This window comes from Laedolimicola intestinihominis (assembly GCF_040096155.1).
Lineage (GTDB): Bacteria > Bacillota > Clostridia > Lachnospirales > Lachnospiraceae > Laedolimicola > Laedolimicola intestinihominis.
Genome location: NZ_JBBMFE010000015.1, coordinates 16,784 through 40,450 on the forward strand (window position 1 = coordinate 16,784; position 23,667 = coordinate 40,450).

Sequence of the window (23,667 nt, forward strand, 5' to 3'; positions counted from 1 at the left end):
CCCTGTTCACAAAATCACTTTTTTATACCATCTGAACCAGCCATACATTACTGCGTACCATAAAATAACCGATTACAACCTTGATCAATTCGGTTGCCTGAACAAGGAAGTATACACTTACGATACCAAGTCCTGTAAAGTGCGCCAGTAAAAAGGCAATTGGAACAATGATAATCCAGGTGAAAACAGAATCAAACAGGAAGGTGACCATTGTTTTTCCGCCGGAGCGTAGTGTAAAATAGGACGCATGGCTAAAGGAACAGAAAGGCATGATGATTGCGGATACTGCGATAAATTTGGTTGCCAGTGCGCGGATTTCCTCAGAGGTATTGTAAATCTGTGGGAAAAATCTGCCGATAAAAAGCATACATACAGCTACAATAACACAGCAAAAAACACTGAATACAATCATTTTATTATCCGCATCCTTTGCTTCTTCCAGTTTACCGGCACCCAGATACTGTCCCACCACAATGCTGATGCAGGCGCCAAGCTGGAGATAAATGATGTTAAACAGATTGGTGATGGTTGTAGCAATATTAAGTCCGGCAACTACCTCCAGGCCGCGGATCGAGTAGCACTGTATTACGGCTGTCATTCCTGCTGCCCACAGAACTTCATTCATCATAAGCGGTAATCCTTTGATGATGATAGCCTTTAATTCGTCTGCGGGAATACCAAAGCCGGTATACGCTCCTTTGAGATACCGGTTTTTCTCTCTGTGCCTGTGCGCCCAGATGATAATCATAAGGGCTTCTATGTAGCGGGCAATAACCGTTGCCAGAGCTGCACCCTGTACGCCAAGCTCCGGGAATGGTCCGATACCGAAAATCAGAAGATAGTCCAAAATGGCATTACTTCCGACAGCTACAAAGCTTGCGATCATAGGAAGCAGGGTCTGACCGGTCTCCTTGATATTGGTCGCGTAAGCCTGATTTACAGCAAAGGGAATCAGGCCTGCTATCATAATGATCAGATACTCTAATCCATACTGCAATGCAGCACCTGTCGCGCCGCTTCCGGAAGTATCTGTGAGATAAAGAGAAATCAGGTTTTCCCCCTTCGTTACAAACAATAAAATGGTAAGTGCTGTAACCGTCAAAGCCGCATACAGCTTAAAACGGAACGAATACATATGTCCTTTGTGATTTCCTTTTCCGAAATACTGGGCGCCGAAAATGCTGGCTGCCGATACAGCCCCGAATATGGCCAGATTATATACAAAGATCAGCTGATTGACAATGGCTACTCCGGACATCTGCTCTGTACCAAGCTGTCCAACCATAATATTGTCAAGAAAACTAACCAGGTTTGTAACTGCGTTTTGTAGAATCATCGGCAACGCCAGTGCGATGTAGCTTTTATAAAAATTTCTGTCTCCGATATATTTCCTGCGAAACTGTTCTAACATAAATCCCTTCCTTTACATAAATCCCTTTTTAATCCCTGTTCAGCATAACATATTTCCGCAGAATTTTATACCTTCTTTTTTGGTTTTACAAGAGAAGACACATAGAAATGTAAAAGACCGTTTTAAGAACCAAACAGTCCTTAAAACGGTCTTTTTCCATGTTCTTCGTTTATTCCGCTGCAGTAACGGAAAGCACCTCGCCCATAAAGGGGTCTACCTCGGAGATGGTTCCGGTATAGGTTACGGTGACCTTATCTCCAACCTTTACCTTGTCTAAGCCCTCCGGCTTTTCGTTTTCGAAGGTAAATGCGTAGGAGCTGCCGGAAGCGTCGGTTACGACAAACATGAAATCCTTTACCTCGTCCAGAGTTCCGGTAAATTCAGAAGCGTCCTCCGCGTCTTCCTTTCCGGTGGACTGGGAAGCGGAATTACCGTTGCCGGATCCCTTGGTTCCGCAGCCTGCGATCAGGGATGCGGTAATGGCAGTGAAAAGTATCATCATAGTTAATTTCTTTTTCATAAGAAAATCTCCTGTTCGTTATTTATGTTTCCAATTTATTGGACGCTCTATACCGTTAAAAAGTTTCATTTCAGGTGAAAAATTTATTTTGTGGTTGACAGGAAGTATGCGACACATTATAATCGTTCTAAATAGAACGATATAAAAGGAGGAGGCCTATGCATTTCTGGGATCGGCATAAGACGATTACCTGTTATTATGAGATCCTGATGGCGTCTGTATGCGAAAAATATGACCTGAGAAAGCTGGAATATGATATTTTATTGTTTTTGTATCACAATCCCAAGTATCATACAGCAGCAGATATCGTCAGAATCAGAAAATCAACGAAGTCCCACGTATCCACAGCATTGAAGGTGCTGGAAGAAAAAGGATTTATTGAAAAAGAGACAGCGGCGGACAATAAAAAGCATGTGAATCTGCTGCTGACAGATTCTGCCAATGAGCTGATACAGGATGGAATTCGGGTACAGAAACAATTTGCGGAAGATATGCTCCGGGGACTGACGAAGGAAGAAATCGCTCTGTGTAAGCAGGTATTTCAGAAAATATGTGACAATGCGGAAAGATGTATCAAAGAGAAAGGACAAAGATAAAATGAGCAACACAAGTTATAAACTGAAGATGCCGGATTTGATGGAGGCGGTATTTGACACAGGATACCTGTTGTTTGACCTGATTGCAGGAATTGTATTTTTATCAGCGGCAAAGGGAAACAGCCTGTATGTGTTGTACGGTATTCTGACCTTGACCCTCTGCGGCGGAGACGCTTTTCATCTGGTTCCGAGAGTGATCCGGGCCGTAAAGGGAAGCAGTGAAAAAATCGAACATATGCTGGGAAGAGGTCTGCAGATTTCTTCCATTACGATGACAGCCTTCTATGTAATCCTGCTGTATATCTGGAAGCTTACTTTCCCGGGACTGCAGGCGCCGGTTGCTGTGGAAGCGCTCATATGGATTTCCGCGATTATCCGTATTGCGATCTGCATGCTGCCCCAGAATCACTGGTGTACCGAAGAGGGCAATATGAGACTGTCCGTCATTCGGAACGGCGTGTTCGCGATTACCGGTATCGGCGTGATCATTCTGTACGCTATTTCCGGAAATGCCGGCGGATATCATATGACCAGAATGGTAGCCGCGATTCTCATCTCCTTTGGCTGCTATCTTCCGGTTACGCTTTTCAGCAAGAAGAAGCCGATGGTCGGAATTTTGATGATTCCCAAGACCTGCGCTTATATGTGGATCATTATTATGGGTTTGCAGCTTCTGTAAAATGAAACTGCAGACAGGAAAGAAGACAGGAGGAAGAATGATGCAGAACTTAGAACAGTTTTTGAGATTACTGACAGGGCATTTTGACAACAGAGAACAGTTTAACCAGATGCAGAAGGCGGAAAAGGTATATCCTTTGGCAGAGCATGTCAATACCGTCTGCAACGATAAAATCCGGGATCTCCCCGCAGATTTCCGGGGAAAATTTCTTGTGGAAGAAAGCTATTATGAAACCAATGGGAAGAAACACGCCTCAGCCCATCTGTTTCTGTTTACAGAGGAGCAGGACGGCGTTCTGCTTACATCCTATGAGATACCGGAGGGAGAGGATAAAAACAGCTTTACCTATGCTTCCATGAAGCCGGTGGACTACGGAGATTTAAAAAAATCAGAGAAGTTCACACCAGCCCTTTACCGGGAGAAAGACGGAGTCTGGGAAGGCGGCAGTACAAGTCAGTTTACCCCGGTTATGAAGTTCCGGCTTTGGGAACGTTTTTCCGAGGCATGTCTGGAGGTATCTGAGAGCATAGAAGTAAACGGAAGAAGGACCTTTGGATACGACGATCCCATCCGGTATAAACGGGTATAAGAAGGCTGTTTATAAAAGAATACGAACAGTGAAATCACGGCCGTCCAGGTAAAACTGGTATTGGCCGTGTTCCTGTTCTACATAGTAAATGACGCTCTGCACGCCAATCCCATGCCCTTCCCGGGCAGTGACCGGAATACCGTCGGAAAAGACGGGAGGCGTATCGGTGGGATTTTTTTCCAGCATCAACAGATGCCCGGAGCGTTCAAAGATAGACAGGTAAACACGGCGGTCTTGGCTGGACTGCTTCCGAAGTTAGATTACTGGAAAGAATATGATGAACTCAGTGACAATGGGCAGTTTGAAACAGCGCACTTTATTTTATGAAAATTTAATAAATTTCACGAAACCAAAGCCCGCCCGGACGAATCCTGAAAATAATTTTCAGCTTCGCCGGGCGGGCTTGTGCGTGAGCGCGGGGCAGGGTAAGATAGCCATAAAGCAAACCGAGTTTACGAAAGAAAGAGAGGAAGAAACGTGTTTGAGCATTTATTTCAGCCGATTACCATCAATGGTATGATTCTGAAAAACCGAATCGTCGCCACGCCAACCGGAGACGACTTCGAGGAAAAAGCCCTGGGCGGCGCGGGTCTGGTCATGGCGGGACACTGCATCGTGGAGCCCGGACGTTCCAGCTTCGCAAGCGGTGCAGAACCCTGGCCCTTTGCGAAATATGAGAGAGAAAAGACGCGGGAAAAAGTTCTGAAGATTCATCGGGGCGGCGCGAAAGCATCCATCGAGGTATTCCACGCAGGCCAGGACGCCAGAACTGTAGACTATGCCAAAGGCCCGTCAGGCTTCATCCGCCCGGACGGCGTCGAGGTAAAAGAAATGGACGAGGCCATGATGCAGGAGACCCTGCACTGGTACGCCGAGACAGCCGCAGGCTGTCGGAAAATCGGTTTTGATTCCATCTTCCTGCATTTCGGACACGGCTGGCTTCCGGCCCAGTTCCTGTCTCCGCATTATAATCACCGGACGGACGAATACGGCGGAAGCATCGAGAACCGCTGTCGGTTCCCGCTTCGAATCCTGGAGACCGTCAGAAAGGCAGTGGGAAAAAATTATCCCATCGATATTCGTGTCAGCGCCTACGAGTGGATCGAGGATTCCATCAGCTTTGAGGACGTTATGTACTTCCTGAAAGCGGCGGAGCCCTATGTGGACACCATACAGATTTCATCCGGTATCGATAAGATTTTCGAGGCCAACATCCACTGCATCACCACGAACATGGAAGAAACCATGCCGAACCTGAAATGGGCAAAGGAAGCCAGAAAACAGCTTCACGTACCGATTTCCCTGGTCAGCGCCATCACTACGCCGCAGATGGCGGAAGAGATTCTGGCGAAGGGATATGTGGATCTGGTAGCCTTTGGCCGCAGCCTGCTGGCGGATCCCTACTGGCCGAAAAAAGCCCAGGAGGGATGTCCCGAGGATATCGTACCCTGCCTGCGCTGCTCCAACTGTTATCACATTTCCACCGATCACTGGAACGTGGGCTGCTCCGTAAATCCCCGTTATCATAACGAAGCCTTCGTTCCATCTGAGCGAGAGCTTGAAAAAGCAGAAAAAAGCAAACAGGTAGTCATCCTCGGCGGCGGTCCCGCAGGCATGAAGGCGGCCATCACCGCCAGCGACAGAGGCCACAAGGTTACGCTAATTGAAAAGAGCGCAGAACTGGGCGGTATGCTGAAGGTCATTGTCAGAGAAGAGCACAAAGAAGAAGTACAACGCCTGCTGACCTGGTACAAAACCCAGATCGCGAAGCGTGAGATAAAGGTGCTTCTGAACACCGAGGCCACCCCGGACATGGTACGGGAAATGAAGCCGGACAGCATCCTCATTGCCCTGGGCGCAGTGGAGCGCGTGCTTCCGATTCCGGGCATCGACAATCCGAAGGTGCTTCTGGCCACGGACGCCATCACCCATCCGGAGAAGCTGGGCGAAAAGGTAGCTATCCTGGGCGGCGGCAGCATCGGCTGTGAGATTGCCCTGGGACTGGCCGAGCAGGGAAAAGAGGCTACGGTTATCGAGGTTACAGACACACTGGCAGCCAACGCTAATTCCCTGTATCGGGAGGCACTGCGGCAGAAATTCCTGCTTCACGACAACATTCACAGCCTTACCAGATGCGGTTGCACCCGCATTGACGATGAGGAGATTCATTATAAAGACGCGGACGGCCAGGAAAAAGTCATTGCCTATGACAATCTGATTCTTTCCACCGGCCTGGTTCCCCAGATAGCCCTGACTGAGAGCTTCTACGGCATCTGCCGGGACACCATAGCCATCGGCGATTGCATCCGCCCGTCCAGCATCATGAACGCGAACTTTGAAGGTTTCGTAAACGCCTTGAATATCTGAATGTGATAAAAATAAAAAGGAGATAGACAAATGAAAGACTACAAGAAACTGGTTCAGTCCGTCATCGCCGGAGTCGGCGGGGCTGACAACATCAACGACTGTATCCACTGCGCAACGAGACTTCGTTTCTCCCTGAAGGACGAGTCCAAGTTCGACCAGACAGCCCTGAAAGCGGTAGACGGCGTACTGGGAACCCTGGTAAGCTCCGGCTACTGCCAGGTACTCATCGGAACCCACGTAGGCGACGTCTACGCGAAGCTGATGAACGCGCCGGAGATGAAGGCAAAGGGTCTGAAGGCCAGCGACGCCATCGACGATCCGGCTACAGCAGGGGATAAGAAGACCGGTCTTCTGGACTGCTTCACCAAGATGATGTCCGACGTGTACGCGCCGTATATCCCGATTCTGGCTACCGGCGGTATCGCGTCCGGCGTTATCGGACTTCTGGCCAATATGGGCGTAGTAGACAGCGCGAGCCTGACCTACCAGACCTTTTACGCGATTTTCTATGCGCTGATTTACTTCTTCCCGATTCTGCTGGCGTTTACAGCAGGAAAGCATTTCAAATGTAACCCGTACGTAGCAGTGACACTGGGCGCGGCCATCATGTATCCGGGCGTGGCAGATCTCCTGGTAACCGGTGAAAAGGCGTCCCTTGTCGGTATCAACTTCACAGCGTACAATTTCAGCGGTTCCTTTATTCCGATTCTGCTGGCAGTATTCTGTATGAGCTATTTCGAAAAATGGCTGAAGAAGGTTCTTCCCCAGATGACCCAGTTTATTCTGGTTCCGTTTCTGTGCCTGATCGTGTTTGTACCGCTGACTATCCTGGTATTCGGACCCATTGGCGGCCTGGTTGCAAACGCCATCAACGCGGTATACGGCCTGGTAGGAGCAAGCAAGATTCTGGTAGGCATCGTATTCGGCGGCTTCTTCTCCCTGGTTATCCTGCTTGGTATGCACTGGGCAGTTACCCCGATTCTGCTTGGTATCATGGCAGAGCAGGGCTTTGAGCCGGCGCTGGCAGCCGGCGGTATGGGCAACTACGCGGCTCTGGGTATCTGCCTGGCCGTGGCAGTCTTCGCGAAAAACGCAGGCGATAAGGCCACAGCAGGCTCCGCAGCCTTCACCAACGCCCTCTGCGGTATCACAGAGCCGGGTCTCTACGGTATCATCCTGAGAAGTAAATGGCTCCTGGGCACCATGATTGTATCCGGCGCGGCAGCAGGCCTGATTCTCGGAATCGGCGGCGTGGCGGCGACCAACTTCTCCTTCTCCGGACTTCTGGCCTTCAGCGGCTGGTTTGGATGCGTAAACTTCCCTATGTACTGCGTAGGCATCGTGGCAGCCATCGCCCTTGGTTTCATTCTGACTGCGGTACTGCTGAAGAGCGGTAAGGTAAACGAGTATAACTAAATATAGAAACCCATAAGATAAGATTCTCCCCTTTCCATGGAAAATGATTTTTGCTAAAATAGATCAAAAGGATGGGGGAGAACTTATGATCATAGAAAAACTTATGAGACAGGCGGATTTCACCGATGTGGAGAAGAGTATCGCGGATTATCTGCTGCAAAATGGTTTTGAAGTAAAAAATATGTCTATTTCAGATCTGGCGAAGAGGACCTATTCTTCACCGGCCACCATTACCCGATTTTGCAGAAAACTGGATCTGGACGGCTATAAAAAGTTCCAGATTTTGTTCAATTCCGAGTACGACGCGTTCGCCACGGAAAGCGCTGTGGACGCCAATTATCCGTTTTCCGGAAATGATTCCTTTGAGCAGATAGCCAGAAAGTTAGCGAAACTTAACTCGGATACCATCAGTAAAACCATTTCCGGCTTCGATTACAATCAGTTCCGCCGGATTGTACGGCGCATCAGCCAGTCCGATATGGTCAATATCTTCAGTGTGGGAACTTCCGCCACGGTGGCCATGGATTTCCAGCAAAAAATGTTGCGGTTCGGCCATATCGTAAATCTGAACCTGAGCTCCTGCTTTTTGCCGGGCTACGCTTTGGTCGGAACGGAATGTACGGTCAATCTGGTGATTTCCCAGTCCGGGGAGAATCGGGACGTGGTGGAAAGCCTCCGGCTTCTGAAGAAGCGGAAGGCCTACTGCGTGGGTATCACAGCCACGCCGGACAGCACGGTGGCCCGGATGTGCCAGGAGGTAATCCTGGTGGAACTGGAGGAAGACCGCTCTTACACGGCCAAGATCGATACCTTCGCGGTGTACAGCGCCTTTCATTTCGTATTGGACTGCCTGTTTTCCTTCCTGTACAAGATGGATTACGAGGAAAATGAGAAGCTGACCCGGGAAAAGGCGTCGATTATCTATGAAGAGAACGAAAAACTGATCAAGAAAAATCCCGATTTCATAAGCAGTGAAAAGCGATAAAGGAGCAGAATCATGTCATTTAGAAAAGACTTTTTATGGGGAGGCGCCTGCGCCGCCAATCAGTTTGAGGGAGCCTGGGATGTGGACGGCAAGGGCGTGTCCGTGCCGGATCTCTGTACCAACGGCACCAAAGACTGTCCGAAAAGCATTACCACAAAGGTAGAGCCGGGACGGCTGTATCCCAGCCACGAGGCCATTGATTTCTATCATCATTACAAAGAGGATATCGCCTTATTTGCGGAAATGGGTTTCAAGGTCTTCCGTACGTCTATCAACTGGACCCGAATCTTCCCCACCGGCATGGAGGAGAAGCCCAACGAGGCGGGTCTTCAGTTCTATGAAAATGTATTCAAAGAGTGTCAGAAATACGGCATCGAGCCTCTGGTGACCTTAAGCCATTACGAGCTGCCCTACGGTCTCGTGGAGGCTTACAACGGCTGGGCGGGGGAAGAGGTTATCGGCCATTTCGAGCGCTACTGCCACGTAGTCTTTGAGCGGTATCAGCATCTGGTGAAGTACTGGTTGACCTTCAATGAGATCAACGGCGGCACCACCCAGCTTGGCACGACCCTGTCCCTGGGAACTGTGAAAGGCTACAGCGGCCCGGTAAACGGCATCCAGATCACGCCGCAGCTTCGCTATACCGCCCTACATCATCAGCTGGTGGCTTCCGCGAAGGTGGTGGCTTACGCCCATGCGCTTTATCCCCAGTTTCAGTTAGGCGATATGAACGTGTTCCTGACCGCCTACCCGCTGACCTGTGATCCGAAGGATATCCTGGCGACCCAGCAGCATAACAATGTGCTGAACTGGTTCTGTTCCGACGTGCAGATCCGCGGCGCGTATCCGTCCTATATGGATCGGTATTTCCGGGAAAATGGGATCGATCTGCAGATCACAGAGGAAGAAAAAGAGATTCTGAAAAAGGGAACCGTAGACTTCTACACTTGTTCCTACTACATGTCCACCTGTATCACGACCCATGAGAATTCGGAAGAGGTGGCAGGCAACCTGGCGGGCGGCGCGAAAAATCCGTATCTGACCGCTTCGGAGTGGGGCTGGCAGATAGACCCGGATGGCCTGCGTTATACGCTGAATGAGATCTATGAGCGCTATCAGCTGCCGATTATGGTGGTGGAAAATGGTCTGGGAGCCAGAGACGAGAAGGGCGCGGACGGACGTGTCCATGACAGCTACCGGATCGATTACCTGCGTAAGCACATCGAAGCCATGCGGGAGGCCGCAGAGGACGGCGTAGACCTGATGGGCTATACTCCCTGGGGCTGCATCGATCTGGTGTCCGCATCCACCGGCGAGATGGCCAAGCGCTACGGCTTCATCTATGTAAATAAATTCGACGACGGAACCGGCGACCTGTCCCGGGAAAAGAAGGATTCCTTTGACTGGTATCAGAAAGTAATCCGTACCAACGGAGAAGATTTAACCGACTAACGCTCCGGAAACATATAAGCAAAGTAAGCGTCCTTAAAGGCCACTCCATTATCCCGGGAAATGGGAATCCGTGCGCCGGATTTGGTGCGCAGCTCGGCCTTGGAGAAGGTCTCGACGCAGTTTAAAGCCACCAGATAGCTGCGGTGGCATTTGTAGAAGCCCTTTTCCGGTGTGAAAAATTCTTCGCACCGGTGGAAGGGCTCTTTGATTTCCAGGACAGAGCCGTCTCGGAACACGACGGCAACCAGTTTATTGCGGGCCTCCAGATATTCCACATCCCGGAGGTAGATATTCTGATAGCCTGAGATTGTCCGGGCTGCGAAATGGCGAAGAGACGCCTGCATGGAGGTGAGCCATTGATCCAGCACAGAGAAAAGCCGTTCTTCCGAAACAGGTTTCAGAAGATACCAGAAAGCCCGGACCTCGTAGGATTCCAGGGCAAATTCCGGGGAGGAGGTCAGAAAGATGAGTGGCACATGAGATTCCTTCTGCCGCAGCGCCTTTGCCGTATCCATTCCGCCGGGAAACGGCATCATAATATCGAGAATCACCAGATCCGCCGGTCTTTCTTCGCAGGCGGCAATCAGCTTATCTCCATTGGTAAAGGGAAAAAGCTGCAGAACAAGCTCCCGGGACGCGGCCCAGGAGCGAAGCATCGCACTTAGTTCCGTGAGAAATGCAGTTTCATCATCGCAGATGGCAATCTTAATCATATAAAACTCCCCTTACAGAATGATACGGACGACAAAGTCCCGGCCTTCCATATAAAACTGGTACTGACCCTGTTCTTTTTCTACATAGTAAATGATACTCTGCACGCCGATACCGTGGTCGCTTTTTTTCGTAACCGGAACATCATCGGAGAAAACCGGCGGTACATCGGTGGGATTTTTTCCCAGCATCAGCAGATGACCGGATTTTTCGAAAATATTCAGACTGATCTGACGTCTTTCCTCCGGCAGCTTTTCGACCGCGTGCATGGCATTTTCCAGGATATTTGAGAGAATGGCGCAGCAGGTCAGTTCAGGGCAGGGCAGGCTTTCCGACACCTGAATCTGTGAGTCGAAGGAAATGCCCTTTTCCGAAAATCGGGTGCTGTAGATAGAGAGCACCGAGTTCAGCAACTCATTTTTGCAAAAGGAGCGGATGACCGTATCGTCATAGTGACGGTTGATTTCCTGGATATATTCCAGGGCACGATCTGTCTTCTGCTGCCGGATGATGGCGCATATCGTGCCGGAGAATCGCCAGGCGGTGTTCGCTGACGCGTGTCTGGTCAATCTCGGTACGCAGGCTGTCAAGCTGCATATCCATTAGTTCTCCGTATTGTTCCGCGCGGTGTTTCATTTCATATTCCCGGAAGTACACCAGAAGAAATACCACATAGGAGAGGCACATGGAAAATGCCAGAAATTCCACGATTACCTTACTGCCGGAATACAGCAGTGTGGAAAATTTCGTTGTGGCGTAATCGAAAAGGTAGTAGACCAGCGGCATAGCGCCCAGAATACACAACTCCCGGTTGGACTTGGAAAAAAGAAGCGCCGTGGTCTGACAGAGGTTCCGGCTCAGGAAGAAGAATACGCTCAGCGTCATCAGAATCCGGCTCAGGTAGTAGAGCACTTCCGAACCGGACAGGGACAGAAACAGGATACCGATCCAGTTGCTGAACTGACAGCACAGATAGGCAGTCAGAATAGATATGAGCGCAGGCAGCCAGCGGAACTTATAGTGGAAAACCAGCACCAGCAGCAGAGGGAGATGTACCAGCAGCGGGTAAATGGGATCTGTGTAAGTCTCACCCAGCAGAAGAGTGCAGGGGATATAGAGCAGCAGGCAAATCAGTCCTACCGACAGGAGCAGCAGGACATTTTTCCGTTCCTGTTTTACGCCCAGGAAAAAGGCCGATAAAAAGATGCCGAACAGCATGGTGGTAATGTGATGCGTAAGTGTCAGAGCCTGAAGCAGCATGATGGAAATCCTCCTGTGTATGGATAAAAATCATATTATTTCTATTATATGGGATTTTCGGAAGTAAAGCAAATGCAGAAATTACTGTTCGCGCCGTATATGTGCAATTCGCGCCAAAAAGTAATATAAAAAATTATTTTATGTTAAAATATGGGTAATGCAATTCTAAAATCACACAAAGGAGCGGGGACATGAGAAAATACTTACGAGGAAACAGCGGAATGCGCTTTCTGGCGATTCTGACGGCGGTGGCACTGACGCTTGGAAGCGTAGATGTGACAGCGCTGGCGTCGGCGGCGAGACAGAACGCGGCGGAGCAGACAGCCGTGGAGCCGAAGAATACAGAAGGCCGGGCGGCTGTGTCCGGAGAGACCGAAGGACAGGACGAACCGGAGAACGATGGAGAGCAGCCGGGCGGGAATGAAAATACAGTGCCAGGCTCTGGTCCGAAGCAGAATACGGACGCTCCGGAGGATAACGAGACACCGGCAGATCCGGAAGGAACGGGCGAGACTTCCGGGGAGCAGAAGGATGAACTGGAGACCCGGGAGGCGGATATTGCTATCTACGGAAGTACACAGGCAGAAAGCGGGAAGCTGGCTTATCTGGATCCGACGGTCTTAAGACCAGGTGGAGACGGAAGGTGGAGCAGCGACAACGGCAATCTGCTCTGGTTTGGCAAAGAGACAAACGGAACCCCGATGCAGTATCGGATTCTGTCTTCGACGAATGTATTCAGCACAGATGCGAAAAATGGCGGGCTGATGCTGAACAGCGTTAAGGAGTATGAGTCTAAAAATTGGTTGTTCTATAATACAGCGGACTTGACGAGTCAGGAATTAGGAGCGATTGCCAGGGCGAAGGAAACAACCGGTTCTTCCTATACCAGGTTTGTATTCCCGAAGGATCAGCCATATTATTGGAACGCTTTGACAGCGCTCTATGCTGACGGTACAAACATGGAAGAGATCAATGGAGCATCCATGTACCTGGATCCATCCAGAATCCTGATGGTATCAAAAACAGGTTCCATGAAATATAGTTCAGATTCCGGGCTTTACACGATTGGGGATGAGTTCTATAAGGCCGCGGACTGGAAGCTGACCCTGCTGGATACGGATAAAAGTGTGAAAGATGCGACGCTGACTTATGCAGGAATCAGAGATGACACAGGCGCCGGGCAGTATCAGATCTCCTGTACCTATAAGGGAGATGCAGACGATAAGCTGTCCATCATGGTCACCGATAAAGCTTATAACGCGGAAGGCGCGCAGATCCTGTGCTATGGATATGTAAATCCTGAAAATAATAACAATACGAAAAAAAATAATGGATCTGGCAGCTATACCATAGAGGGAACGTTTTCGATTGCTGAAAACACAGGAGTCACTGCGGAAAATTTGAAATCCTCTTATCACATGTACCTGATCGTGGAACATACATCCGGACAGTATAACAATGATTTATATGGAACCGATTACGCCAGCGAACCCTATGAGGTGCAGGTGGGGGAGTCGGAGAAGCATTATATGTGCGGGTACACAGGTACAAACTGGGATGAGCATATAAAGCTGCATCCGGCATGTGGGTGGAAATACAGTAGCTATACGTTTACCCCCTGGAACCGGACAGATTCCCTGCCCACAGAAGCAGGAAATTATTATCTGGTAAATGATGTGGAATTAACCGAAACCTGGAATGTGCCGACAGGATGGACGTATCTGTGTCTGAGCGGAAAGAGTATCACGATGAAGGGGAATGGCGCTGTAATTTCCGTGTCAACGAAGGGAAAGCTCCACCTGACAGACTGTAAGGAAGCGGACAATCGGATTACCCATGCAGAAGGATATGCGGGAAGCGGTATTGCGATCAGCGGCAGCAGCAGTAAGGTCGACGATGATGGAAAGGTTTGCTTATATAATATAAAAATCACAGGAAATAAGGCAGAAAAAGGCGGCGGTATTTACTGCGAGAACGCGGATTCAGATTCCTTTCAGGTATCCCGTGATACCGTCATCGACGGAAATACCGAATTAGACGGAACGACGCCAGATAATGTATATCTGTGTAAGAATCAAAGGATTTATGTGCAGGATCCCGGTGAGAAGATGCGGATTGGTGTTACCACAGATGTGACGCCGACAGAAGAAAAGCCGGTTACGATTACCAAATTTGGAAATGTGACGAACGCGAACTATGTATTCAGCGATCAGGAATACGATATGGGGACGGTGCAGGATACACAATATTCGGACCGATATAATCTGACCCTCATTCCCCGCACCGCTGCCATCACAGCCACAGACGCAGACGGTACGGTAACCAGCCGCAGCCTGGGGCTTGGTACTTCCATTATGCGCAATCCGGCGATTCCGACGGAAACAGACGCCTGGAGCGGAAGCTATGTGTGGTTTGGGTATAGCTTTAACTATAATGCTTCGTATAATCCGGGAAAACCGGTAAAGTACCGCGTGCTGTCCAAGGATACCACGGAGCTGGGCAAAAACGGAGAACATACCCTGTTTTTGGACAGTGACAAGGTGATGGTAGCAGATCGTCCATATAAGAGAGAATATGGTAGCAGTGCTATTTCTGCGCTTTCCAACTATCCGGATTATATGAAAAACAGCGAAAAACAAGCACTTGTGGACAGCAAAATCACAGAGGATGGTGCGAAAAATTCCTCATTTTTTATGGTCACGTCGGAGCAGGCTCAGTCCGGTCGGTATGGCTATAATAATGCAAGTACAGGTACAAGCAAAATAAAGGAACCCCGTACCGGTACATCAGAGATCTGGTGGCTGCATGGCGGTACTGGTTATGTGTCGAATACCGGAGCTATCGTACGGGATTCAAACACAACGGCAGGTACAAGTGTAGCAACCAATGTGAATTTGACCAATGTCCTGCTTTCTGAGGTTACATCCAATGCAGATGACGCTGCGACCGGTGCTGCAGGCAAGCTTGGAACAGCATACAAGCTGACGCTGCTGGCCGGTAAGGATGAAGAAAGCGACACAGAGAATATAAAAATTGTACCAGATACGAATATCCAGCGGACAGAGGATGAAGTGACCATTACCTATGATCTGAGTCATTATGCAAAGGAAGGATATCCCGCATCAACAACGTACTATCGGATTAATCAGGTATCTGTACTGTTTCTGGATAAGGAATATACAGAGGGAAATACAAATGGTGCAAAACTGCTTGGATGTGTAAAAGTAGATGAACAAAAAGAATTTAAGGATAATAAATGGAATACTTCTTACGATAAAGGTCTAAACGGCAACTGCACGAAGAAATTCACGGTTCCGGAAGGCTTAAGAGATAAACAGTGTGGCGTGGATTATTACGCCTACCTGATCGCGGAGCAGGTAAACGGCGAACACGAATCCAATTTCGCCAGCGCGCCGGTGGAGATTACGATTCCGAAGGGCTCTTACCGAATCGTACATACGGTAGTGAAGCCGCAGGGCGACGAAGTCACTTATGACGCGAAAAATCCGATCGATGTAACCGGATTCTTTACCCTGGATTCCCGCCTGGCACCCTATAAGGACCAGGTTACCGTGACATATGAGCTTCTGACAGGAGAGGGCGTGACCGGCACCGGAACGCTGGATGAAAATCAGAAGCTGACAGTAACGAAATGCGGTACCTTCAAAATCAAGGTGACCACATCGGCAGTCAACGATACTGCGGGAGATCCGCTTTACAGTGAAGGAGAAGCCGTCGCCACCCTGACCGTGAAGAAGGCAGCCGGTTCCATGGGGGATGTAACGGTAGCCAATATCGATTCGGCGAAAACCGATATTATTTACGGCGATACCTGGACAGCGTCCACAAGCAGCACGACAAATCAGGATGTGTCTTACACCTATTGGTTGAGCAGCCAGTCCGAGGAACAGGCAGCCGCGACCCTGCCGACCGCCGCAGGAACCTACACAGTAAAGGCCACCTACGCGGCTACGGATCTGTATGAAGCCTGCAGTAAAACGGCAGAGTTTACGATTCTTCCGAGACCTGCAGCGCTTCAGTGGAGTGAGACAAAGCTAACCTATAAGGGCGACGCCCAGTCTGTCACGGCCACTGTAACGAACAAGGTTTCTCCGGATACAGATGATAGCTTTAAACTGGAATATATCGGAAACACAGAAACAGAGGCAGGAAATTATACAGCAAGGGTGACAGCGCTGGGCAATCCCAACTACACCCTGGATAGCGCCACAAATACATCCCAGAGCTGGAGTATCGCCTATCTCACAGCCCCGGAAAGCCCGCTCAGCGTGACCGGAACAAAGGGACAGAACGACTGGTACGTGTCAGAGGTAACACTGAAAGCGGCTGACGGTTACCAGATTTCTGCCGATGGCGGAGCAACCTGGCAGGGCGGCTTTGGCTATACGACTTCCGGGACCTATCATGAGGGGCAGACCTATCGCCTGAGACAGACAGCTACCGGATATATTACAGCTCCGACAGCATTGCCGGTTATCAAAGTGGATTTGACAGCGCCCACCGGTAAGCTTCAGATTAACACAAGAGAGATTGAGCAGACAGACAGTGTTCTGTGGAAATGGTTTTTCAGGGAGAAAGCAGAAATTACGGTAACGGCGGCGGACGAAGTAAGCGGTGTGGCGAAGATTGAGTACCAGAGCGTGAATGCGCCCGGCGGATACCAGGAAAATGGATACTGGAAAAAACTGGATACAAACAGCCTTGCCATACCGGCCAATGCCAGCCAGATTCTTTATTTCAAAATCACCGATAACGCCGGGAATGTTACCATTCTGAATTCCAACGGCGTAGTAGTTTACACAGACGCCACAGCCACCGGAGAAGTGAACTTCGTAAAGACGACCACAGCGGATCAGGATACCGGAATCCGGGTGGCGGAGAATACGGTTGCTTCTATAAAAGAAGGAACAGAGGATGTAGCAGCGGGAGCTTATCAAATAAAAGAGGTAAACGGAGAGAAGCACCTGATTCTGACAGCAGCTTACCTGAAGTCCCTGACAGACGGAGCCCATACCCTGACCGCAGCGTACAACGCCAACGGCCATGCCTGGGAGGATGGAGCCGAGGGTGAGAAGCCTGCGGATTCTACGATTACGGTTGTGGTCAGCAGAGCGCAGGGCGTTGTAACCATTCTTGGCGAACAGTCGAAGGTGTACGATGGCAGACCGGTCAGCAAGCCGAGTATTACCACCGCCAACGAGCGGGGTACAAATGACGCCAACGTAACGATTGTATACAAGGTGAAGGGCGCGGATGACAGCACCTACACAAAAGAGGCCCCGAAGGATTATGGAACCTACGTGGTACGTGTTACGGTGGCGCAGGATGACAGCCATACAGAGGCGGTGGATACAAAGGAATTTTCCATTACGAAAAAGCGGATGACGTTGACGGCTGAGGATTACAGCGGAACCTATGATGGACAGAAGCATGGCATTACCGTGACGGTGACTGAGCCTGCAGACGCGGAGATTTCTTATCGGGCTTCTGAGGACGCGTCCTGGCAGAGTGATCCGGTTACGTATCGCGACGCGGGAACCTACACCGTATATTATCAGGTAACAAGCGAAAATTATGAGACAGAGACCGGCTCCCGGACCATTACGATTACGCCGAAAACGGTGGCGCTTACATGGGGAACCACGATGTTTACTTATGACGGAACCGAAAAAATCCCCACCGTGACTGTGGACAGCAGTTCCCTTTGCGATGGAGATAGCTGTCAGGTAACAGGCATGAAGGGCGCGCAGAAGACAGCCGGAACCTATAGGGCGGAAGCGGCAGCCCTGGACAACGCGAATTATCAGCTGCCGGACGGGAAGACCGCTGTATTTACCATTCAAAAAGCGGCGGTTACCATTCGGGCGGATGACGCAGGGAAGCATATAGAGAAGGCAGATCCGAAGCTGACTTACCGCATTACAGAAGGAACTCTGGCAGAGGGAGACAGTCTGAAGGGAATTACCGTGAGCCGTGAGGAAGGCGAGACGGCCGGAGCCTACAAAATTATGGCAGGTCTGGCAGCAGGCGCAGAGAGTGAGAATCCCAATTATGAGATTACAGTTTCTGACAAAGCAGGAGCCTTTACCATCGGGGATCACGATCAGGCGAAGGTATCCGCGGCTGCGGCAGCGCCCACCTGTACAAAGAACGGTTCCACAGAGGAACGAAGCTGCTCCGTGTGCGAAAAGGTGATGATAGCGTCCGTGGAAATCCCGGCGCTGGGACATGACTGGACCGGAGAATGGAAGCTGGTAAAGGAAGCCACGGCTACAGAAAACGGACGGCAGGAGAAGACCTGCGGACGGGAAGGCTGCGGTCAGAAGATGTACGAGGTGATTCCGGCGACGGGACAGTCTCCGGATGAGGATGGAACCGGTCAGGGCGATCTGCGCGTGGATTTGGAGATTACACAGGACGCGCCGATTGCTTCCGGTGGTATCTATAATACAAAGAAGGAGCTGCTGGACGCGCCGGGAATCTTTAGCGAGGCAGAGAAGGCAGCCATAGCGGAAGGAAAAGAGGCGAAGATCTGGGTGGAAATCACGAAGACCGATCTGGCAGAGGAAGAGAAGGCTGCCTTTGAACAGGAAGCGAAGAAGACGGCCGGAGAAAACGCAAGGCTTGTATACTTCAGTGCGGAGCTGTTTCGTCAGATAGGCGAGAGCGTGGAACGTATTTCAGAGCCGGGCGCGAAGATTCGCCTGACTATCCGTATTCCGGACGAGCTTGTGAACACGGACAGCACCATTTCCCGTGAATACTTCATTCTTCGGATGCATGATGGGGAGCTGACCGTCCTGAACGGAAGCTTCGACAAGGATACGAGGGAATACACCTTCGAGACCGACAAGTTCTCCGATTATGCGATTGTCTGCAAGGACACCAGGATTGAGACGAAACCGGATGACAGGAAAAATGACAGCAAGGGCAGCTCCGGCGGATCATCCAAAGCCCCGGTAACCTCCGCCAACACCGGCGACCGGAACCAGCCGCTGGCCTGGATGATCCTGGCCGTGGCAGCGACAGGTATCATCGCAGCGGCGATCCGGAGAAAGAAAAGACAGTAAAAGAGGACTGACATAACTACCTATATTAAAATTACGGAAACAGATGAAATTATAGTTACATAGCAGGATAAAAGAAAGGCCGGAGACCATTGGTTAAAATGGATCTCCGGTCCTTCTTTATCTTATACAAATGTAAACCACGTATCCCGCATACAGCAGAATCATAGCCAGGCCTTCGATTTTGTCGAGCCTGTGCTTCGTCCAGGCCATGAGCCACACGATGAAGCTGAAGCCTACCAGGATGATGATGTCGATGATATTTTCCTGGATAAAGGCGATGGGGCTTAAGGCGGAGGCGATACCGAGGACCATCAGGATGTTGAAGATATTAGAGCCTACGGCGTTGCCCAGCGCCATGTCCACCTCATTCTTGCGTGCCGCCACGATGGAGGTCATCAGCTCTGGCAGGCTGGTGCCGAAGGCCACGATGGTCAGGCCGATGAGATTCTCGCTGATGCCGAAAGCGGAAGCGATGGTTTTGGCGCCATCCACGACCCAGTCGCTGCCAAGCGTGATACCCGCGATACCGATGACGATGAAAATCAGGCTCTTAGGCACGGACATGACCTTCATGTCTGCGGCCTCTGCGGCAAATTCCGAGTCTTCATTGTTCATGGAGTGCTGGGCTGACCGGATCATATACAGAATAAAAAAGGCGAACAGAACGATGAGAATCAGGCCGTTGACCCGAGTCAGCATCATGCGATCGTGTCCCAGCACCAGAAGCAGCAGGGCGCAGACTATGGAAAAGGGAATATCGATTTTCAGAGAGCTTTTTTGAACGGCTACCGGAGTCAGAACCGCGCAGACGCCGATGACCACCATCAGGTTGAAGATGTTGGAGCCTACGGCGTTGCTGACGGCCAGGGCGTTGCTGCCGGCGATGGAAGCGGTGACGCTGACTGCCGTCTCCGGCAGGCTGGTTCCCATGGCTACGATGGTCATGCCGATGATAAGCGACGGTACCTGAAAATGCTTGGCGATACTGCTGCTGCCCTCCACAAAAGCGTCAGCGCCTTTTACCAGAAACGCAAAACCAATGATGAGCAGTACCACAGCGAAGGGTACGCTCTGAAAAAATGTGTTCATAGAAAATCCTCCTTGGAAATGGAATCGGAACCGTATCACAGATACAACCCCGGCACATAAAAAAGACTCCTATATACCTTTCCCGAAAAGAACGGTATACATGAGTCTCATTTTTTAAGATTTGCCAGGTGCCACAGGCACCGAGGTTGTTGACAAACCACACTTGCGTGCAAACTACTCCCTCACGGAATACTCTTTTATGCTGGGTCTATGATAGCAGACGGGGGCGGGGCTTGTCAATAATTTTTTTCAATAGGCAGCGCATGGTCGAATTTAATTATATTCGGGAGGATTGCCATATCCCAGTTGAAATAGAATCATAGTGCGTCCCCAGGGATCAAGTTGTGGATTGGTCGCATAATAATGAGTTGCAATAACCTTATTAATATAACGGTCATAAGCGCCCGCATTTTCACTTGTTGAAGCTTTAACAGCCATATATTCGGCTGTTTCGGCAAAATATAATCCGGTATATCCATTTCCGGCATTATAAATAATAGAACGTACTTTACCCTTGCCATCTACGGCACAGATAAAAGAGCCTTTGCCATTTTCAAGACTTTTCAATTCGCTTAAAGAGACTATTTTATTGTAGTTTTCTTTTAACTCATCTGATGTAAGAAAATAGCTGTCGTCGTCTGAGGCGACGTCATTTTTTGAAGCAAGGGCGGGATAATTTTGAAGCGACGGGTTATCCTGTGGAATTTTATCTTCTGCATACAATTCAGAAGCTTCCGTCTGAATCGCCGTTAAAAGCGACCGCGTTTCCGCTATCACCTGCTTTTCCTTCGCCTTATCCATATATCCGGTCAGCGCCGGTACCAGCAGCGCAGCCAGGATAGCCAGAATGACCAGTACTACGATGAGCTCCACCAGTGTAAAGCCAGCTTTTCGATTCCGTTGCTTTTGTATCCAATGTAACAGCTTCATAAAAATCTCCTTTTTTGCGTATGTCTTTGGTGTTTCTATTTTTCATAAATGACATGGTTAATAAGCATCGTTCAGATGCGCTTTAAATTGTTCAATGCACCCGGTGAAAAGCTCCACAGCCCGGTCTGCATTGCCCTGGCGGATGCAATCACTGGTTTCTGACAAAATCTCCAGAAGCCGTTCCCGTCCGATGTATTCGCAGCAATCGGTCCAGGCCGTAATGGAAGACTGGAAAAACGCGTTCATCACCAGCGGCGAGATGCAGTTGCCGGTCAGCGTTACGATGGTCCGGCGATATAGGAACAGGGCTGACGCGAAGTCCGTGATATCCAGGTCTAAGGCTTTCCGGACAGCATCCAGAATTTCGGAGAGCTTCGCAAGGTCTGCCGGATCCTGCCGCTCACAGAGAATTCGCAGGGCAGGGCATTCCAGGTAAAGGCGGGTGTCCAGAAGGCTGATCAGAATTTTCCGATCCGGCATACCGCCCCGGTAACGGATCATGGCAAAGAGCGTATCCAGGTTGCCGGTACTGGTATAGTCGGCCACATGGACGCCTTTCCGGGACAGCACGTCGAGAAAGCCCCGTCTTGAAAGCTCCCGGATGCCTTCGTGTACTACAGTTTTGCTGATTCCCATGGTATCTGCCAGTTCCCGCTCCGGCGGCAGCTTGTCTCCCGGCTTCAGCTCGCCGGAGAGAATCATTTCCTCCATCTGGCTCAGAAACAGCTCCTTAATCGAAGGCGCGTCAATTTTCCTAAAAGCCAAGTAAGCACCTCATTTCCTATAAAATTCCTGTAAAGCAGGACAGAAAACAACCGCAGATGGTTTTGGAACCCTGCGGCTTCAACAGCTTCAATATAGCATGGAATCCTGGGTAAGTCAATGAAAATTGGTCAGACTAAAACCAGAGAATAACAGAAGGCTTCCTGGTAAAGATGCATAAAAACTGGTCAGACCACGACCATAAAAGAGATTGTGATTTTTTTGGCAACTTTGCCACTTTACAAGTGTGTAATAATGTCAGAAAATGATAATATACGATCAAAAAGAATGGGAGCGTTATGAAATGGAAGATAAAATTCGAATCATAGAAGTGAAGCGCAGCATCTTCGCGGACAACGACGCGGACGCGGAGAGACTCCGGCAGGAGCTGAAGGAGAAGAAGGTATTCCTGCTGAATCTGATGTCCTCACCGGGATCAGGGAAGACCACCACACTGCTGGCGCTGGCGAAGGCCCTGGAAGGCCGTATCAAAATGGGCGTGATGGAGGCTGATATTGACTCGGCGGTGGACGCGGAGACCATGACAAAAGCGGGAGTAAAGTCCATCCAGATCCACACCGGCGGCATGTGCCACCTGGACGCGGATATGACGAGACAGGGGCTTTACGAGTTCGGCCTCGACGATGCGGAGCTGGTGATTCTGGAAAATGTGGGCAATCTGGTGTGCCCGGCGGAGTTCGACACGGGAGCTGTGAAAAATATGACAATCCTGTCCGTACCTGAGGGCGACGATAAGCCGCTGAAGTATCCGCTGATGTATGAGAAATGCGATCTGCTGGTGGTGAATAAGACGGATGTGATGCCGTATTTTGATTTCAGCAAAGAAAAATTAGAGGCGAACGCGAAGCTCAGGAATCCGAATATCACGATTCTCTACATTTCCGCAAAGACCGGCGAGGGCGTAGAGGCGCTGGCTGACTGGATTGTGAGAGAGGCAAAAAGCTGGAGAAGCTAGAGGAAGAGGGGAGAACATTTTATGCCATCAGACAAAGAAAAGCATGATACCAAAATCCTCGCCGTTGCCGGAAAAGGCGGCGTAGGTAAGACCTCCATTGCGGCCAGCATCGTTCGCCTGCTGGCAGAAAACCACCCGGACAGCCGCATCCTGGCCATCGACGCGGATCCTGCGGTGGGGCTGTCCACGGCTCTGGGCATCGAGGTGGAAATTACCATTGATGATATTCGCAAAGCCGTCGTAGCGGCAGCTGAGAAGGGCGACACCCGGGACGCGGTGGAGCTGCTGGGCGAGGCCCGTTACCGCATCTTCGATGCCCTGGTGGAGGCTGACGGCTTCAGCTTCATCGCTGTGGGACGTCCCGAGGCGGCAGGCTGTTACTGTAAGGTAAACCTGTACCTGAAGGAGGTTATCAGCATTCTGGCTGACAATTTTGACTATGTGGTCATCGACGGAGAGGCGGGCGTCGAGCAGATCAACCGCCGTGTCATGGAGAAGGTGACGCACCTTCTTCTCATCACCGATTCCAGCCGCAAGGGCACGCAGGTCATCCGGACCATTAAAAAAGTGGCGGACGAGCTGGTCATGTACGAGCAGGTGGGAGCCATCGCCAACCGGCTGCCCTCTATGGATGTGAAGCAGTATCTGGATATGGGCGATATCCCGGTGCTGGCCTACATCCCGTCGGACGCGGCCCTGGCGGAATTTGATCTTAAGGGAGAAAATGTATTTTTCCTGCCAAAGGATGCGGCCATCGTCCGGGGCGCACGGGAAGCCCTGACGAAAATCGGTCTGCTGGACGGGGAACATTAAAAGCATTTGATAATAAGAAA

At 50.3% G+C, this 23,667-nt stretch carries 19 protein-coding genes; 10 read left to right on the top strand and 9 right to left on the bottom strand.

Annotated elements, in window-relative coordinates; genetic code table 11:
• Positions 1–22 precede the first annotated feature (22 nt).
• Positions 23–1,411: an MATE family efflux transporter gene (locus WMO29_RS13755; RefSeq protein WP_349165143.1), complete on the bottom strand. Its 1,389-nt coding sequence runs from the start codon at positions 1,409–1,411 to the stop codon at positions 23–25.
• A gap of 169 nt (positions 1,412–1,580) precedes the next feature.
• Complete coding sequence (locus tag WMO29_RS13760) at positions 1,581–1,931, bottom strand: hypothetical protein (protein ID WP_349165144.1); 351 nt, start codon at positions 1,929–1,931, stop codon at positions 1,581–1,583.
• A 158-nt stretch (positions 1,932–2,089) separates the two neighbouring features.
• On the opposite strand from WMO29_RS13760, the gene WMO29_RS13765 reads away from it, so the two are divergent.
• Genes WMO29_RS13765 through WMO29_RS13775 form a run of 3 tightly spaced genes read left to right on the top strand, consistent with a single transcriptional unit; the run spans position 2,090 to position 3,795 of the window.
• Complete coding sequence (locus WMO29_RS13765; RefSeq protein WP_349165146.1) at positions 2,090–2,527, top strand: MarR family winged helix-turn-helix transcriptional regulator; 438 nt, start codon at positions 2,090–2,092, stop codon at positions 2,525–2,527.
• A 1-nt stretch (position 2,528) separates the two neighbouring features.
• A complete protein-coding gene (locus tag WMO29_RS13770) occupies positions 2,529–3,206 on the top strand; it encodes a hypothetical protein (protein ID WP_349165147.1) in 678 nt (225 codons plus the stop codon).
• Between the two features lie 40 nt (positions 3,207–3,246).
• Entirely contained in the window at positions 3,247–3,795 is a 549-nt protein-coding gene (locus tag WMO29_RS13775) for a hypothetical protein (protein ID WP_349165205.1), read from the top strand.
• Between the two features lie 9 nt (positions 3,796–3,804).
• Here the strand turns inward: WMO29_RS13775 and WMO29_RS13780 are convergent, their stop codons facing one another.
• Positions 3,805–3,981, bottom strand: coding sequence for an ATP-binding protein (locus tag WMO29_RS13780; protein WP_435391177.1), 177 nt, complete (start codon positions 3,979–3,981; stop codon positions 3,805–3,807).
• Between the two features lie 291 nt (positions 3,982–4,272).
• Between WMO29_RS13780 and WMO29_RS13785 the strand changes: the two genes are divergently transcribed.
• The 4 genes from WMO29_RS13785 to WMO29_RS13800 all read left to right on the top strand — a co-directional run bounded on the left by WMO29_RS13785 (position 4,273) and on the right by WMO29_RS13800 (position 10,015).
• Positions 4,273–6,162, top strand: a complete 1,890-nt coding sequence (locus WMO29_RS13785; RefSeq protein ID WP_349165148.1) for an oxidoreductase — start codon at positions 4,273–4,275, stop codon at positions 6,160–6,162.
• Between the two features lie 30 nt (positions 6,163–6,192).
• Positions 6,193–7,578 (top strand): PTS transporter subunit EIIC, encoded by a 1,386-nt coding sequence (locus WMO29_RS13790; RefSeq protein WP_349165149.1) that lies wholly within the window; start codon positions 6,193–6,195, stop codon positions 7,576–7,578.
• An 85-nt stretch (positions 7,579–7,663) separates the two neighbouring features.
• Positions 7,664–8,563, top strand: a complete 900-nt coding sequence (locus tag WMO29_RS13795) for a MurR/RpiR family transcriptional regulator (RefSeq protein WP_349165150.1) — start codon at positions 7,664–7,666, stop codon at positions 8,561–8,563.
• A 12-nt stretch (positions 8,564–8,575) separates the two neighbouring features.
• Complete coding sequence (locus WMO29_RS13800) at positions 8,576–10,015, top strand: glycoside hydrolase family 1 protein (RefSeq protein WP_349165151.1); 1,440 nt, start codon at positions 8,576–8,578, stop codon at positions 10,013–10,015.
• Here WMO29_RS13800 and WMO29_RS13805 read toward each other — a convergent pair.
• From WMO29_RS13805 to WMO29_RS13815, 3 genes are read right to left on the bottom strand one after another with little or no spacing between them, the layout of a single operon-like run.
• Complete coding sequence (locus WMO29_RS13805) at positions 10,012–10,728, bottom strand: LytR/AlgR family response regulator transcription factor (RefSeq protein ID WP_349165152.1); 717 nt, start codon at positions 10,726–10,728, stop codon at positions 10,012–10,014. The genes WMO29_RS13800 and WMO29_RS13805 overlap by 4 nt on opposite strands.
• A 12-nt stretch (positions 10,729–10,740) precedes the next feature.
• Positions 10,741–11,127 (bottom strand): ATP-binding protein, encoded by a 387-nt coding sequence (locus WMO29_RS13810; protein ID WP_349165207.1) that lies wholly within the window; start codon positions 11,125–11,127, stop codon positions 10,741–10,743.
• Between the two features lie 46 nt (positions 11,128–11,173).
• Positions 11,174–11,986 (bottom strand): hypothetical protein, encoded by an 813-nt coding sequence (locus tag WMO29_RS13815; protein ID WP_349165154.1) that lies wholly within the window; start codon positions 11,984–11,986, stop codon positions 11,174–11,176.
• 191 nt (positions 11,987–12,177) lie between these two features.
• Between WMO29_RS13815 and WMO29_RS13820 the strand changes: the two genes are divergently transcribed.
• Positions 12,178–19,077 carry an MBG domain-containing protein gene (locus WMO29_RS13820; protein WP_349165155.1) on the top strand — a complete coding sequence of 2,300 codons (6,900 nt, stop codon included), beginning with the start codon at positions 12,178–12,180 and terminating at the stop codon, positions 19,075–19,077.
• A 117-nt stretch (positions 19,078–19,194) separates the two neighbouring features.
• Here the strand turns inward: WMO29_RS13820 and WMO29_RS13825 are convergent, their stop codons facing one another.
• From WMO29_RS13825 to WMO29_RS13835, 3 genes are all read right to left on the bottom strand, one after another.
• Positions 19,195–20,166, bottom strand: a complete 972-nt coding sequence (locus WMO29_RS13825; RefSeq protein WP_349165157.1) for a calcium/sodium antiporter — start codon at positions 20,164–20,166, stop codon at positions 19,195–19,197.
• A gap of 273 nt (positions 20,167–20,439) precedes the next feature.
• Positions 20,440–21,096, bottom strand: a complete 657-nt coding sequence (locus WMO29_RS13830) for a type II secretion system protein (RefSeq protein ID WP_349165159.1) — start codon at positions 21,094–21,096, stop codon at positions 20,440–20,442.
• A gap of 57 nt (positions 21,097–21,153) precedes the next feature.
• Positions 21,154–21,861: a FadR/GntR family transcriptional regulator gene (locus WMO29_RS13835; RefSeq protein ID WP_349165160.1), complete on the bottom strand. Its 708-nt coding sequence runs from the start codon at positions 21,859–21,861 to the stop codon at positions 21,154–21,156.
• Positions 21,862–22,162: 301 nt separating this feature from the next.
• Here WMO29_RS13835 and hypB point away from each other — a divergent pair, with 301 nt between their 5' ends.
• On the top strand, positions 22,163–22,834 hold the full coding sequence (hypB, locus tag WMO29_RS13840) for a hydrogenase nickel incorporation protein HypB (protein WP_178038805.1): 672 nt from the start codon (positions 22,163–22,165) through the stop codon (positions 22,832–22,834).
• A 21-nt stretch (positions 22,835–22,855) separates the two neighbouring features.
• A complete protein-coding gene (locus WMO29_RS13845; RefSeq protein WP_349165162.1) occupies positions 22,856–23,647 on the top strand; it encodes an ATP-binding protein in 792 nt (263 codons plus the stop codon).
• Positions 23,648–23,667: the final 20 nt, after the last annotated feature.